This is a genomic window from Mucilaginibacter sp. UYNi724 (genome assembly GCF_054057495.1).
This window is the reverse complement of the sequence record NZ_JBSRZI010000009.1, coordinates 64,242-78,699: the sequence shown is the minus strand read 5'-3', so window position 1 is coordinate 78,699 and position 14,458 is coordinate 64,242. Positions and strand designations below refer to the sequence as shown.

Below are 14,458 nucleotides of genomic sequence, written 5' to 3'. Positions count from 1 at the left end.
TAATCGTTTTGGGGTGCAAAGAAACAAAAACGCCACTGCTTACGGCAATGGCGTTTGATATTTTGTTATTAGTAATTTAAGTTGGTGCGTTTAACCACTTTGTTGCTTGTTTAGTCATATATAACCCGTAACATGATGTGGTAATAGCAAGCCCTACGCCTAAAAAAACAAGTATGTAGTTAGCTGGCATCAACTTTTTTAAGGTAAAAACTATGCTACATAAAGCAAATAAGGTACTCCACGTTGCCAGATAATAATCCACAGTGCGTTTAAATATTTTAGCCATAGGGTAAAAATGCAGCCCCGCTACCAACGCCATTACAGGTATGGTAAGTTCCGGATAACCAAGGTTAACAGCTATTTTGATCCCGATAAATATGCCCAAAGCTTCTGCGCCAAAAGTCATTCCAAACCACTTTCCTATTCTCTTTTGTTCAGCTTTATCTGCTTCAGATGCCGAGTCTGGAAAGTTTTTAGCTATCTTAAATAAGGCTATTCCTTTTATGACAAAAAACACGCTTAATAAAGGGAATACAAATAACAACAACGCGTAGACGTCTCCGTGCAACCCGCCATATGCAATCCCCGCCCATACCATTGTAAAAAAAGCCATCATAAAAAGTCCTATTGCTGTTCCCTTTACGGCTCCCTTTGGTAATACATAACGTTTTGTTTCCACTTCTTGATTTTAAGCTTTCTTACCCCAAATCAGATTTGACATCTCTTTGAAAGCTGTCAAATATCACAATTCTATACCGCGTCCGAAAGCGAACTAAATGTAAAGTCCCTAATCTTCATTGGTGGGATAAGGTAGCTGCGGTAGCTTTCTACGCTGATGCTGCGTTCCTGTTTGCCAAGGGCTTCGAGGTTGTTCAGCATGATTACCGGGCTCTCGTTAAACCTAAAGTTTTTTACCGGGAACATGATCTTACCGTTCTCAATATAAAACGTACCGTCGCGCGTAAGGCCGGTTAGCAGCAAGGATTGCGGGTCGACCATACGGATGTACCATAACCTGGATACCAGGATGCCTTTTTCGGTACCTTTTATCAATTCTTCCAGCGTTTGGGTGCCGCCCTCCATAATAATATTGCTTGGGCCGGGGGTAGGTTGCACACCTTTCTTTTGCGCCCAAAAGCGCGAGTACGAAAGGTTTTTCACTACGCCTTTATCTATCCACAATGTTTTCTCGCGCGGTAATCCATCACCGCCCCAGGTAGAACCGGGCAGGTCTGCGTTAAAAGGGTCTGAGTAGATGGTAACCTTCGGGTCAACCAGTTGCTCACCCAAACGGGTGCCGCCACCCTTTTTACTCAGGAAACTGCGACCTTCTTCCGCGCTGCGCGCGTCAAAACGGAACATATTCTCCAGCATATAGGTTGCCGCAACGGGCTCTAATATCACTGTGTATTTTCCGGGCTCGATAGCACGTGCACCTATAGATGCATTGGCTTTCATACAGGCCACACGGGTTGCAGAAGCAGTGTCCAGTTTTGCTGCATCGGTAAAACCACGCGCAGCGTAGCCGGATGTGGTGCCCCCCTCGTTACGGGTGGTAACCGAAAAGGTAACATCGCTGCTTTTATTATAAGCGAATAACCCTTTAGAGTTCATGACGGAGTTAAAGCCGCTTGAGTTTTCCAGGAAACCCGCTGCAAACAGCTTGGCATCCTTAGTTACCTGCAGGCTTTTACCTACCATTTCGGCACGGCTCTCGGGCGTCATGGCCGCAGTATTGGCGTTATAGGTAATGGCTTCTTTAAACTCGCTTTGACCCAGCATCGGCATGTATTCCGAGTTTTCGGGAGCCAGTTGTGCCAATTCTTCCGAACGGCGGACAACGCGCTCTAACGAAGCATCGTCGAATTGGTCAATAGTAGCCGAACCTGCCTTTTTGCCGTAAACAGAGGTTACGCTAAGCCCAACCGTGCTGATATCGCCCGCGGTTGATACTGCGTTTAATGCGTAACGTACGTTACCGCCCTCGCTCCCGCTAAGTCCTACTTCGCACTCGTCGGCTTTTGAATAGCTAAGCACTTTCTTCAATAAAGCCTGTGCTTGTTCTTTTGTATATATAGGCATATGTTATCCGATCTTTCTTTTTGTATTAATTACATTAACACCGTTAAACCTTGATGTTGACGACCCGTGCGATACCGCGCTGCTTTGGCTCGGTTGCCCCTTACCATCATTGAACGAACCACCAAGGCGGTAGTCGCGCTCATCACAAACCGCGGTGCACGAGTTCCAGAACTCCTGTGTGTTGGCCTGGTAAGCAACATCGTTTAGCATACCTACTATTTTGCCTTGTTTTATCTCGTAGAACAGCTGCCCGCCAAACTGAAAGTTATAGCGTTGCTGATCTATAGAGAACGAGCCATCGCCAATAATATAGATCCCTTTCTCTACATTCTTGATCATATCATCAACCGCCAATGGTGTTTTTCCCGGCTGTAACGATACGTTTGGCATGCGCTGGAACTGTACATCCTGCCAGCTTTGGGCATAGCAGCAGCCCTGCGATTCTTTTAGGCCAATGATATGCGCCTGGTCGCGGATGGCTTGGTAGTTAACCAGCGTACCATCTTTAATAATATCCCATTTCTTTGTGCCCACCCCCTCGTCATCATAACCAACAGCACCTAACGAACCAACCTCGAGTTTATCGCCGGTTACGTTTACATTTTTGCTGCCGAAGTTAAATTTGCCAGATTTCCATTTATCCAACGTAAGGAAACTGGTACCTGCAAAATTGGCCTCGTAACCCAATACGCGGTCAAGCTCGGTTGGGTGACCAACAGATTCGTGGATGGTTAACCAAAGGTGGCTTGGATCAAGCACCAGGTCGTATTTGCCCGGCTCTACCGTTTTGGCGGCTATTTTTTCGGCGGCTTGTTTGGTGGCAAACTTCATGTCCTCCATCATATCATACCGCTTTTTATAGCGCGGGGTGATACCCTGTACCGTTTCGGATGCCATCGGCACCAAATATTCGTAACCCATACCAACCGGCGAACTTAGCGAACGGCGCGTTTGGAACGAATTGGTAGCACTATCAATTTTGGTTACGTTAAACGACGGGAACAACCTGTGGATATCCTGATCGATGTAAGAACCATCGGTTGATGCAAAGTATTTTTGCTCATTCACCGCAAAGATGGTGGAGTTAACAAAGTTGGCACCGCCACCCATGGCTATGGCATTTGCGCCAAGCAGTAAATCTACCTTTTCTTTAATGGGCACCTCAAAGGCATTCTTTTCAATCGGCGTTTTCCAGCTTACCTCGCCATAACCTTTTTGCGGGGCCAGTTGTACCGGCGCGCTGCCTAATTTGGCATTGGCTTTGGCAACAGCAACCGCGCGTTTAGCGGCTTTGGCAATACCTTCTTTAGTTACCTCGTTAGTGGCGGCAAATCCCCAGCAGCCATTGGCAATAACACGAATTCCGATACCGTAAGATTCGGTATTGGCTACGTTGGTTACGCGGTTTTCGCGGGTTATCACAAACTGGTTCAGGTAACGGCCAATACGTACATCGGCATAGCTTGCGCCATTGCTTTTGGCGGTGTTAAGCCCTACATTGGCCAGTTCTTTTTTGATGCGTACATCTACGCCCTCAAGCGCTTGCTGCACATCGATGTTTTTACCAAAGCCATCTAGCGAGGGGAGCATCATAGCCCCCGCGCCAACGCCGGTTAAAAAAATAAAGTCTCTTCTTCTCAAAGTTTGTCCTCCAAAAAATTAAATTACAAATAGCCTCTCCTTGCCCTCTCCGAAGGAGAGGGTTCTAACTTATTCCTCTTAGGGTCATCCATCTCTGGGACGACTTACATGAGGCCTTTTGCCTCTACCCAAAGAAAAGTACATGCCGCAAGCAGCAGGATATAAAAATATATTTTCGGCACATCAATCCGTACTTTTTGCTGTATCTGTTTTGTTACAATTCCACTTATTTCGTGCGTGTTAGCATATTTTTCAGTAGCCGATAATTTTTGGACAGCCTGTACCGCTTCCCAGTCTTGCTTGGCATACGCGTACCAGCTTTTGCCTTGCAAAGTTTGCCATCCCGCAGCCTTTGGCCAGTACTGCGCGCTGTATTCAAAAGGCACATTGGGGTTTTGTACTGATGCGATAGTTTCGTTATTTATGGCAATGGCATTTGCCTTGCCTTGCGCTATTTCTGCTTTTACAGGCTCGCCTGCGTAAGGCAGGGATGAAAACTTAATATCATTCTGCACAGCTTCATCTTTGCGTGCCGCTTTGCTAATCAATGCCGACCAAAGTATTGTATAATCCTGCTTATTCCCACTCAGCAACCAGCTAAAAGTATTATTTAGTGTAGTGAAAACAATCCTGCCCGCTCCTGATATGGTGCTGCTCGCCAACACTTTCCCCTGCGCGGTCTTTATTAATGGCTGCGTACCATTTTGAAAGGCTATATGCGCCGGGCCGTAAGCTAACTTCCCCGTACTTTTTTTACCGTTTATAATGATCGAAGTAAGTTCTGGGTCTTTCCCCGCCGACCTATCCACCGGGAACTGCCTTTGCAGCCATGATGTTTTACCAGCACTATCAGCCCGAACAATGAGGCCAAGCCCGTTATCAGCCACTGCTTGTTTAAGCGCGCCGCTTTCTGATGGACTTATTCCATTTAAAACCGACAGGTCGCCGAGGACAACATCGAATTTGTTAAGTGTTTGGGTGGATAATTTATCCAAGTTAAATTGCGCGATATTAATATACTCTGTGTTGAACTTGCCCTTGCTTATGGCAGATCGTAACGCCACGGCGTAACCGTTCCCGCTCAGCCAGTTTTTCAAAAACTTACTCTCAAAATCCGGCGAAGCCGAAAGCATCAACACTTTTAATGGTTTAACTGTACTAATTTGCACGGGGATGCTACCTTGTAAAGCAGTATCGGCACGCAAGTTAAATACCATTTTACCCGTGGTTTTAGGGATGGTATTCAAATCAAACCCCGTCCTTGCATTCGGCGGCAGCATTACCGAATCTAAATCGGTGTTTAAACCGCTAAGCACCAATTTTACTTTTTGCGCCGATGTGTTGTTATAAATTCCCTGCACATGCAATACGTCTCCTGCTTTTAAATGGCCATTCCAGTTTACGCTGATAACGCCATTTGGATACTTTACCGGATGGGATATAAATGGCATGCTATCCAATTGCGCTAAGTCATCTGTACTTAAACCATAACCATAGATATGCAACTTATCAGCATTATTCAGCTCATCTAAACCGTTAATGAGTTTGACTTTGGGGTAGCTTTTCTTGACGGAGGCATCCGTTGTAACCAAATTTGTATCTGTTGTATTTAAACTATCCGCATCAAAACCATCGGTCAATAAAATGGCTTTATGCTCATCAGATTTAGTTACTGAGCCATTGTAAGCAATCGGCAAAGCAACACATGCTAATGAGGCTATCGCGACGAGAACCGCCAATACTCGCAGCCATACATGCCGTTTATTTGCACGCCTGTACTCTTGCCAGGCAAACGCTAAAGCAAGCAAAATGCACAACGCGATAACGATATATGTCCAGTTAGCTTGCATTAACGGTTGGCTTGTTTTAGGTTTTTATAATACTGTTTGGATAGGCCCATATCTGTGGATGTACCCTTCGATGCCGGCATAGCTTTAAGGGCGGTTAACGTTTTTTGCATGGCGCGTTCTACCGTGTTTACATCAGCAAGGTTTGCCTTTGGTGATGATAATATGCGGCGCATAGCATTCAGGGCCGACAGGTAAACACCCGGCTGCGCCGATGCCCTTACACTCAACTCCTGGTTAGCCATTTGAAGCGTCCTGTTATCTATCGAATTTAGCACAGGGTCTATCTTTAAACCTTCCAATACATTTACCGCTTTTTTAAGTAGGTCCAACTGGTCGACCGGGGCTTTTATTTCCTGCTTGTCTACGGGCTGGATGATCTTATCCAGCTCACCACTCAATCGTTTCTCGAGTTTTAACGGTGCGGGGTTGTAAGCCGTTTTGGCTACATACGAGCGGGATTTTTGCTGCAGGTCTTTCAATAACCGTAACGCTTTATAAGCAAACGGCAACGCGGCCTGGGGTTTGTAAAGGCGCAGTTGTAACTCGGCTTTCCACATTTCCGTAAGGGTGGCCTTTAGCTGGGCTTTTATATTGGGTTCAAAAAATCCCGCGTCTTCGGCATTGTCGTGGTCGTCGGTATATTCTTTCAGTATCTTTGTGGCATTGCTAAAATCAGCCGGGCTGGCAGGGTCATTGTTTGGCGCGCCAATAGCATCTTCGCCTTCCTCTCCCAGAAACTTGCCGTACCGCAGGCGCAACAATTTCTGGTCGATACCCAGGTCGTTACTGCGGGCGTTAAATTTCTCTATGCTGATGCTGTCCTTATCTTTCAGTAATTGCTCGGCATCTATGATGATCTGGCGCTCGCTCCTGAAAAATTCCGGCTTAACGTTTACACCTGATAGCACACCATTCATGCTTAATAGTTCGGCGGTATCCTGGATGCTTACGGTGTACACATCGGTGCGGCTCAGTTGCTTGTGTGTATCCTGCGCCTGAATGTAAAAATACAACTCGTCGCCGGGCTCCATGTTCAAACCTGGCAGGTCTATCAGTTTTTGCAGATCGTATTTGGATTTGTGCGCTTCAAAGCCCTGCGAAAAATTGAGTTTGTATTCCTTAAACTTCACCCCTTCGCCGCGGCCTTTGGCAACGGTAGCAATAATAGTTGATGAAGCAATCCCGTAATCATCGTTCACCGTAGCATTTATGGTCACCTTTGGCGCTTCGCCGGCATCTATATAAGTGTATTGCTTTGGCGATCTGATATGGATCACCGGGGCAGCATCCTTAACCACCTGGATATAATAATAATCGGATATTTTACCGTCGATAGTTAGCTGGTAGAAGCCCGGCCTAGTAATTTGTTTAGAAGCATACCACTCGGTATGTTTCTTATTGCTTTGTAATATTAATTCGCCGTTCTTGATAAATTGTACCGCTATTTTTTTAACGGCTATATTGGTTTTAATGACCCACGTAACTGTTGCCCCCTCCTCTGCAGACAGGTTAAATTTATCCTGCGTGTGTTTTGGCTTACCTGTGTAAGCGGGCGGGGCGATCGTAATTTCTACGCTGCTTATTTGTGGCAAAACTTTTTCGGCCATATCCATGGTGCCAGGGGCACAAACGGCAACCGGGCGGTTGGGCCCATAAAACATCCGTTCGATATGGAAGATCTTGCCAAGTCCCCATATTAAACCTGTAGCAATAATCAAAAAGAAGAAAGCGGTTATCAATCGTTTAGCGAAAGGCTTATGTGACACTTTTAGATCGACCAAAACAGCCGATGTTTTTGTTGACGCGAGGGTTTGCAGCGGATTTAACTCGCCCTCCTGGATCAGTAAAAGCTGGCTGCTCTCATGCAGTTCGGGATACTCCTTATTTAAAAATGCGGCTATTTTTTCGTCCGTCATTCGCCACGGGCGGTTAACAGCTAATAGAAGGGCAAGGGCAACCGGGAATGTGATAAAGCCCCATAATAAACTTGGCAACCATAAATAATACACCAACGCGCCCACATACAAAGCAGCGTACAACGAGTACAGCACATCCTCCAGCACCTGGTAAATTATCCAGCGCAGGCGCAAACTTCGTATCTTATGTAACCCGCCCTGCTCAACCATCGCTTAAGGTTTTACTTTTGTGTGCGAGGATGCGTTCCGCAATAAATATAGCTACGAGTAACAACCAAAAATATCGTGATAAGTCCGTTTGCTCGGTTGCCTTAGCTGATATGATCGTTTTATTCCCGGTTATATTAAACGGCTGTATTTGGGAGTCGCTTAGAACACGTTTATCGTATTGTGCGGGTTGAATATTAGGCTGCTCTATTAGCTTCAGGATCATTTTGGGAAACTCGTCGCTCCAAACCAGATCATTCCATAATGGGTTAAAGTGGCTATAAAAATGATAGGTATTACCATCCAAACCCAATACCGGTTTACCAAAACCATCCTTCCAAATTACTTCTTCATTTGCTTTTGGCGTAATAGCTCTTGTAAGCATGACATGCCCCGGTTTTATCCACGTATTTACATCGATAATTTTACCGGCTTCATACTTTAAAATATTTTTACTTTTTACAGCGCTATTTACCTGTTGTTCTGACAACCAAAAAACCCAGGTTTGCCCGCCGGGGATTTGTAATGCATTACCATATTGTTTGATCACAGCCTTCCTCCCGCTAAAATTAACCGCTGCCGATAGGGCCGCTTTTAAATAGCTGGCATCCATTGCATATTTATCGGTATAAATGGCAATTCGCATGGTATTGGTATCAACAACAACGGTATTTGCACCTTTTAAGATGACCATTGGCAATCCGTTTTGGGTGCTTACCTGGATATCACCATTGCCGCCATTTTTCAATATTTGGCTACTATAAGTTGTACCGATAGGGTTGCTATTGCCAACCGTTACTTTCACCAAATTGTTGTTTGTTAATAACGCCGAGGCTATCCATCTACTAACGGAATCTGCCGTGGCATAAGTTTGCCAATGCAGGTTCAGGTCTACTTGCGGCTTACTCCCCTGGTAATGATTGATACTATTTGGCGTAAAAACATATACAGCCATGGCCGACGAGGCCTTGCTATCCAAAGCCCTGATGAGGCTCCAATAGTTAGCTTTGGCGGCAGTATCTTTTATGGTGGTATCGGTTAGTAGCTTATTTAAATCGTTCTTTGCAAATCCCCTGTCAAAATAATGAAACTCGTAACCGGCCTTATTTAATGAATCTAACACGGGTTTAAATTTTTGATAGGTTTCTTTAAAATTCTCTTTAGGGATAAGCAGCCAGCCTTTTGCCTTTTGTGTGGATGCTGCCTTTTGCCAAACCGGTGCCGCCAGCAACATGGCCAACAAAGCCAGCAATAAGCAACGCAATATCAGCAGTAAAATATTAAGCAGCTTAAAGCTGCGGCTTGTGCTCTTCGACGCTTCGGTAATCAGCGAAATACTGCCCACCTTTAACGTTTTGCCCGGCCTTACATTCCACAAGTGGATAATAACCGGAATACTGAGCGCGGCTAATGCAAAAAACCATGTGGGATTTAAAAATTGCATATAGCCTATCTCCCCCCCTTTTTACGCTGTACCAAAAATGCCCGCAAGGCCTCATCTAAAGGCTGTGCCGTGCTCACCATTTGATATACGATGCGTTTTGCCGTGAGGTTGCTTTTTATAGCCGCTAAATGTTCCTGCAAACGCTCTTTATAAGTTTCCTTTGCGCGCTCGGTGTTTACCTGGATGGTCTCGCCGGTTTCCAGGTCTTTGAGTGTAGAAAAACCTTTAAAGTCAAAATCCAGTTCGTTCTGCCCCATCAGGTGAAACACGATGATCTCGTGGCGCAGGGCCGATAAGGAGTTGAGCAGCGCATTTATTTCACCATCCGCCTGGTACATATCGGTCACAAAGACCAACAGTTCCTTGCGGCCGTTGCCTGCAAAAAGCTCTTTATAATGTACCGGCTTAGTGAATGTGCCTGCCGGATCAACCTGTTGCAAGTTGTAAAACAGCCTTTGCAAATGCTGCGGATCCGGCTTGGAGGGCATGGAGAAAAGTTCTCCGTCTTTAAATATATTCAACGCTACCGAATCGCCCTGCAAATTGGCGAGGTAGGCTAAAGAAGCGGTAAGCGCTTTGGCGTATGCTATTTTTTTAACCCCGTCATCATCGTGGTTCATAGATGCACTGGCATCCAGCAAAAACCTGACGGAAATACTCGTTTCTACCTCCGACTCGCGGATGTAATACCTGTCGCTGCGGGCAAACATCCGCCAGTCCAGCCAACGCAGATCATCGCCCGGTTGGTAGCTGCGGTACTGGCTAAACTCCAGCCCGGGCCCTTTAACGGTGCTTTTGTTAAACCCGTTCATAAAGCCATCAATAACCGTTTTCGCCAATAATGGCAAATCCTTAATGGTCATTAATACTTTAGGATTAAGCAATTTGATTTCAGATTTTAGATGTACGATTTCGGATTATTTGTCTGAACCTGGATTTATACAATTGGGGCGATTTATACAATTTCAAATCAAATCGTGTAAATTTTTAAATCGGTGTAATCTGGATTAGATACCACCTTTGCGTTCTACAACTTTTATCAGTTCCTCGGTTACCCTGTCAGAGTTGATGCCTTCTGCTTCAGCTTTAAAATTCATGAGGATGCGATGCCTTAAAACGGCAGGGGCCATAGCGTGGATATCTTCCATCAATACCGAATACCTGCCTTTTAATAACGCGCGTGCCTTAGCCGTTAATATCAAAGCCTGCCCCGCGCGCGGGCCAGCACCCCAGCGTACCCATTCCTTTATATAAGCTACCGTAGTAGTATCAGGGCGTGTGGCGCGGATCAATTCACTTACGTAGCGGGTTAGGTCTTCATTGATGGTTACCTGCCTTACCAGGACTTGCGCCTGTATAATTTCTTCGGCGGTTATTACGGCCTGCACATCGGCCTTTTTGGTGCCGGTGGTGCGGTTCAGTATCGCAAATTCTTCTTCTGGGGTTGGGTAGCCGATTTTTATCAGCAGCAAAAACCTGTCGAGTTGTGCCTCGGGCAATGGGTAGGTACCCGCCTGCTCAATCGGGTTTTGGGTAGCCAAAATAAAGAAAGGTTTATCCAGAGGGTAAGTTTGCCCGCCATAGGTTACCTCAAACTCCTGCATGGCTTCCAATAGGGCCGACTGTGTTTTGGGCGGCGTCCGGTTGATCTCATCTGCCAAAATAATATTAGCGAATAACGGCCCTTTATTAAATTTAAAGAAACGCTTGCCTGTGGCATGGTCTTCCTCCAAAATTTCGGTACCGATGATATCGGTCGGCATCAGGTCCGGCGTAAACTGGATGCGCCTGAACGCCAGGTGCAGCGCTTGCGACATGGTCTTAACGATCAGTGTTTTCGCCAGGCCGGGTACCCCCTCCAGCAGGCAATGCCCGCCGGCCAAAAATGCTACCAGCAGTTCGTCCAAAATGGCATCCTGCCCTACAATTACCTTTTGGATCTCGTTTTTTAACTGAGGTAGTTTTTGCAGCAGGGCTTGTATATTTTTCTCGGTAAGTTCCAATGTGTTGTATGTTTAGCCTCTCCCTAACCCTCTCCGAAGGAGAGGGAACAGAATTTATATTTTTCTTAAACTCCCTCTCCCTCGGAGAGGGCCGGGGAGAGCTACAAGATATTATGCTTTTAACTAAATACCATGCTTTTTTGTCAAAATCTCAACAAAGTATCTAAAACTTTACAACATCAGCGGTTTATTAATGGAAGCGGGCAGTATTTTTGTTTTAATTTTAGTCCCGATTACTATTGGGGTTTACTACAAATGGCGTACGCACAAAAATTTACCTTTACAAGGTTAAGCTACCACAGCGGCGATTGGGACACCGATCAGCGCATGCCGTCCAACCTGCTTAATTCGCTGCTTGAGTACACCACCATCCCAATTGACGAACACGAAAAGGTGATCCCGCTGAGCAGCGACGATATTTTCGCCTACCCTTTTTGCTACCTGAGCGGCCATAAGCTGGTACAGTTTGATGCTAAGGAAAAAGCCAACTTTAAAAAGTACGTTCAAAACGGCGGCTTTGTATTTGTGGATGATTGCAACCACGATATCGACGGGCTGTTCGCTAAATCGTTCGAGGCGCAGATGGTGGCTTTGTTTGGGCCGGCTGCTATGAAGAAGATCCCGAACAACCATAGGCTGTACCATTCCTTTTTTAAGTTTGAGAAAGGGCCACCAACCACCTCCTTTGAGCTGAATGGCTGGGGTGACGACCTGGTGCACGACTATCTCAAGGCCATCGAAATAAACGGCCGCATCGGCGTTTTATATAGTAGTAAAGATTACGGCTGCGAGTGGGATTACGATTTCCGCAACAAACGTTTCCTGGCCGAAGACAATACCAAATTTGGGGTGAACATTATTGTTTACGCCTTAAATTCATAATCGGGTAAGGCCAATTTTGCTTACCTTTCGCCAAGTTTTAAAACACGCATGACAGACGTTTACCACATATCGCAGGGCAACGAGGAAAAAGGCCCTTATACATTAGAAGAATTGATGCAAATGGGTATCGACCTGGATACCATGGTGCTTTCGCCGCAGGCCGATGACTGGCAACGCGCCGCCGACATGCCAGAGCTTTTCAATTATTTTGAAGCGAACGGTATCTATTTCCCTACCGAAGATAACCTTGCCGGTTTTTGGTGGAGGCTGCTGGCTTACGTGATAGATTCGTTCATTATCTCTAATATCCTATCGCTTTTCACCTCGGATATTACGGCGCCGCTTTATAAAAAGATAGGTGAAAATACCATGACCCCGGCAGACCTGCCGCTTTTTTTCCAGATCAGCCTGCTAAACTTTTTGGCGTTTACCTTTTACAGTGCCGCGCTGGAGGCATCGCCTATACAGGGCAGCCTTGGCAAAAGGTTTTGCGGTTTAGTTGTGGTTGATGCCGATGGCCGCCGTTTAGGTTATGGCAAAGCCCTTATCCGCAACTTTAGCAAATTACTCTCGAAACTGGCACTACTAATAGGCTACCTGAGCGTGCTATGGGACGACCGCAAGCAAGCCTGGCACGACAAGATCGCCAAAACCTACGTGTTGGTTAGGAATAGGTAACAGATGTGCAGATATGCGGATGTTTAGGAGTTGTCGTGGTGAGCCTGTCGAACCATTAGCCGCCTTCGGCAAGCCCGGGCTGACGTCGTTTACAACCCAAATGTTCACGTTCACGTCCGTGAACACATAGTGAACATCATGAACATGCTAATAATCAGCAAATTAAAAAAACCTTACTACTGACAAAATAGCGCCACCACGAGTTGGGTAAAAAATATATAGCGGCAAATACCCGCCTTCATGTTTTAATTTAATTCGTGACTTTCTTAGGTCCACTACCATCTAATTGCGTTTTAACTATCGTATATCCACTTGAGGAAGGCTCTATAATATTTAAAAAAAATATTCTTTTCGAATGTATATCAATCTTGCTGTCTTCGTCTGCAAACTGTTTTAAACTCTTTATCAAATCTGACAAAGAAACTTTTTTAAGTAAATCGAACTCATTTTTACTAAGATACTTTGGAGTTTGTTGATTGCTACTGTAAGCAAATGTAGGTCTATCCAATAATAATGGAGAACAGGCTGAATAGATATTTAATTGAAAAAATTTTACTCGGCCTTCCGTGTAAGTACTCCACAGTCTATCAGTAGCTGGCGTTTTAGTAGTATCTAATAAATAATTATTAGATACTACTAAAACAGTGTTTTGCGCTTGTGACCCTTCTACTTTTAAATATAAAAGTAAAAAAAGGAAGGAATATTTGATTATTGGCATCCTGCTGGTAGTTTATTATTTGTAGACTTAAGTTGCGTAGGCCAAAATTTATCCAGATCGGATTGAGTAATTCCTTTCCTTAACATGATTTTGTTATATTCATCTTTAAGTGATCCTTGCATCGGTAGTAAATCAGTTCCATTATCTAATCCAAATAGCATGGTCATTGTATATTCCTTATCTGTATGAGCCGAATTGTCCCAGGCTTTTAATGTTTGTACTGCTTGATCAAAATAACTATCAAGCATAGCCCAGTGGTCCCTAAAATTAATTAAATATTATTTCGCTATCGTAAACCTTCACTGTTGACACAAACTTGCCGCGTGTTCCAAACCCGAGGCACAACCGCAATTAATAAACCCGATAGCAGCGTATACCTCGTATAGCGGGGCTGCCCCAAACTAAATACCACTGCACTTGCTTTTCATATTTTTTTTTACTACAGCGAGCGAAACGCTACCGGCAATTGTTAATGGTATTGCCCAGTATTTCATTTCTATCCACATAAAAGTATTTTTCCTCTTATTGGTACTATGGCCATATTGAATTAGGTGGTGCCCGTCGTCAACAAACCAAACAATTGCGGCAGATATAAAAAAACATGCCGGGCGCAGATATGGGGTATCTACACCTAAAGCATCAGATAACGTAAACAACACTACTCCACAAATAAGCGGAACGCCTAATACCCAGCCTCCCCTGCCCTTATGTTGTATAAAATGTACTATCATGCTTTAAATATATAACTAAACGCTTTAATATTTAATCGTTAACACAATTCCTAACTCTTCTTCAGAGGGAATTTGATTTTTCACTTTGTCCGTTTGAGCTTGTCGAAGACTTCTACACGCGGTTATTGGTTCGACGGGCTCACCATGATAACTTACTTATCACTTTAATAACACACCCCTTACCCCTCTCAAGAGGGGAACTCAAAATCACTTGCATATTTGCACATCCCCGCATTTGCACATTTGCACATCCGCACATTTGCACATCATCCTTTAATCGCTATATTTAGGCTTTAATACTGACCC

The 14,458-nt window shown here is 44.9% G+C and carries 13 protein-coding genes; 2 read left to right on the top strand and 11 right to left on the bottom strand.

The features are described from left to right. Positions 1-76: 76 nt before the first annotated feature. The 8 genes from ACVW0P_RS14055 to ACVW0P_RS14020 all read right to left on the bottom strand — a co-directional run bounded on the left by ACVW0P_RS14055 (position 77) and on the right by ACVW0P_RS14020 (position 11,143). Positions 77-679 carry a hypothetical protein gene (locus ACVW0P_RS14055; RefSeq protein ID WP_457132673.1) on the bottom strand — a complete coding sequence of 201 codons (603 nt, stop codon included), beginning with the start codon at positions 677-679 and terminating at the stop codon, positions 77-79. A 71-nt stretch (positions 680-750) separates the two neighbouring features. After that, positions 751-2,082: a TldD/PmbA family protein gene (locus tag ACVW0P_RS14050; protein ID WP_457132672.1), complete on the bottom strand. Its 1,332-nt coding sequence runs from the start codon at positions 2,080-2,082 to the stop codon at positions 751-753. A 3-nt stretch (positions 2,083-2,085) separates the two neighbouring features. Next, positions 2,086-3,723: a TldD/PmbA family protein gene (locus ACVW0P_RS14045; protein ID WP_457132671.1), complete on the bottom strand. Its 1,638-nt coding sequence runs from the start codon at positions 3,721-3,723 to the stop codon at positions 2,086-2,088. A 104-nt stretch (positions 3,724-3,827) separates the two neighbouring features. Beyond that, positions 3,828-5,573, bottom strand: coding sequence for a hypothetical protein (locus ACVW0P_RS14040; RefSeq protein ID WP_457132670.1), 1,746 nt, complete (start codon positions 5,571-5,573; stop codon positions 3,828-3,830). Then, positions 5,573-7,699 carry a hypothetical protein gene (locus ACVW0P_RS14035; protein WP_457132669.1) on the bottom strand — a complete coding sequence of 709 codons (2,127 nt, stop codon included), beginning with the start codon at positions 7,697-7,699 and terminating at the stop codon, positions 5,573-5,575. Before ACVW0P_RS14035 ends, ACVW0P_RS14040 begins: the two co-directional genes overlap by 1 nt. Beyond that, complete coding sequence (locus ACVW0P_RS14030; protein WP_457132668.1) at positions 7,692-9,140, bottom strand: BatA domain-containing protein; 1,449 nt, start codon at positions 9,138-9,140, stop codon at positions 7,692-7,694. Before ACVW0P_RS14030 ends, ACVW0P_RS14035 begins: the two co-directional genes overlap by 8 nt. Before the next feature lie 5 nt (positions 9,141-9,145). Further along, positions 9,146-10,003 (bottom strand): DUF58 domain-containing protein, encoded by an 858-nt coding sequence (locus ACVW0P_RS14025; RefSeq protein WP_457132667.1) that lies wholly within the window; start codon positions 10,001-10,003, stop codon positions 9,146-9,148. 144 nt (positions 10,004-10,147) lie between these two features. Beyond that, positions 10,148-11,143 carry an AAA family ATPase gene (locus ACVW0P_RS14020; protein ID WP_457132666.1) on the bottom strand — a complete coding sequence of 332 codons (996 nt, stop codon included), beginning with the start codon at positions 11,141-11,143 and terminating at the stop codon, positions 10,148-10,150. Between the two features lie 255 nt (positions 11,144-11,398). Between ACVW0P_RS14020 and ACVW0P_RS14015 the strand changes: the two genes are divergently transcribed. Beyond that, a complete protein-coding gene (locus tag ACVW0P_RS14015) occupies positions 11,399-12,025 on the top strand; it encodes a DUF4159 domain-containing protein (RefSeq protein ID WP_354431759.1) in 627 nt (208 codons plus the stop codon). Positions 12,026-12,073: 48 nt separating this feature from the next. Further along, entirely contained in the window at positions 12,074-12,703 is a 630-nt protein-coding gene (locus ACVW0P_RS14010) for an RDD family protein (RefSeq protein WP_457132665.1), read from the top strand. A gap of 250 nt (positions 12,704-12,953) precedes the next feature. Here ACVW0P_RS14010 and ACVW0P_RS14005 read toward each other — a convergent pair whose 3' ends face one another. The 3 genes from ACVW0P_RS14005 to ACVW0P_RS13995 all read right to left on the bottom strand — a co-directional run bounded on the left by ACVW0P_RS14005 (position 12,954) and on the right by ACVW0P_RS13995 (position 14,152). Then, positions 12,954-13,421, bottom strand: coding sequence for a hypothetical protein (locus tag ACVW0P_RS14005; RefSeq protein WP_457132664.1), 468 nt, complete (start codon positions 13,419-13,421; stop codon positions 12,954-12,956). Next, on the bottom strand, positions 13,412-13,669 hold the full coding sequence (locus tag ACVW0P_RS14000) for a hypothetical protein (RefSeq protein WP_457132663.1): 258 nt from the start codon (positions 13,667-13,669) through the stop codon (positions 13,412-13,414). Before ACVW0P_RS14000 ends, ACVW0P_RS14005 begins: the two co-directional genes overlap by 10 nt. A gap of 153 nt (positions 13,670-13,822) precedes the next feature. After that, positions 13,823-14,152 (bottom strand): hypothetical protein, encoded by a 330-nt coding sequence (locus ACVW0P_RS13995; protein ID WP_457132662.1) that lies wholly within the window; start codon positions 14,150-14,152, stop codon positions 13,823-13,825. Positions 14,153-14,458: the final 306 nt, after the last annotated feature.

Coding starts and splice junctions, on each gene's coding strand:
- ACVW0P_RS14030 (WP_457132668.1), bottom strand. CDS start 9,140: ATGCAATTTTTAAATCCCACATGGTTTTTTGCATTAGCCGCGCTCAGT.
- ACVW0P_RS14050 (WP_457132672.1), bottom strand. CDS start 2,082: ATGCCTATATATACAAAAGAACAAGCACAGGCTTTATTGAAGAAAGTG.
- ACVW0P_RS14040 (WP_457132670.1), bottom strand. CDS start 5,573: ATGCAAGCTAACTGGACATATATCGTTATCGCGTTGTGCATTTTGCTT.
- ACVW0P_RS14005 (WP_457132664.1), bottom strand. CDS start 13,421: ATGCCAATAATCAAATATTCCTTCCTTTTTTTACTTTTATATTTAAAA.
- ACVW0P_RS14010 (WP_457132665.1), top strand. CDS start 12,074: ATGACAGACGTTTACCACATATCGCAGGGCAACGAGGAAAAAGGCCCT.
- ACVW0P_RS13995 (WP_457132662.1), bottom strand. CDS start 14,152: ATGATAGTACATTTTATACAACATAAGGGCAGGGGAGGCTGGGTATTA.
- ACVW0P_RS14015 (WP_354431759.1), top strand. CDS start 11,399: ATGGCGTACGCACAAAAATTTACCTTTACAAGGTTAAGCTACCACAGC.
- ACVW0P_RS14000 (WP_457132663.1), bottom strand. CDS start 13,669: ATGCTTGATAGTTATTTTGATCAAGCAGTACAAACATTAAAAGCCTGG.
- ACVW0P_RS14035 (WP_457132669.1), bottom strand. CDS start 7,699: ATGGTTGAGCAGGGCGGGTTACATAAGATACGAAGTTTGCGCCTGCGC.
- ACVW0P_RS14025 (WP_457132667.1), bottom strand. CDS start 10,003: ATGACCATTAAGGATTTGCCATTATTGGCGAAAACGGTTATTGATGGC.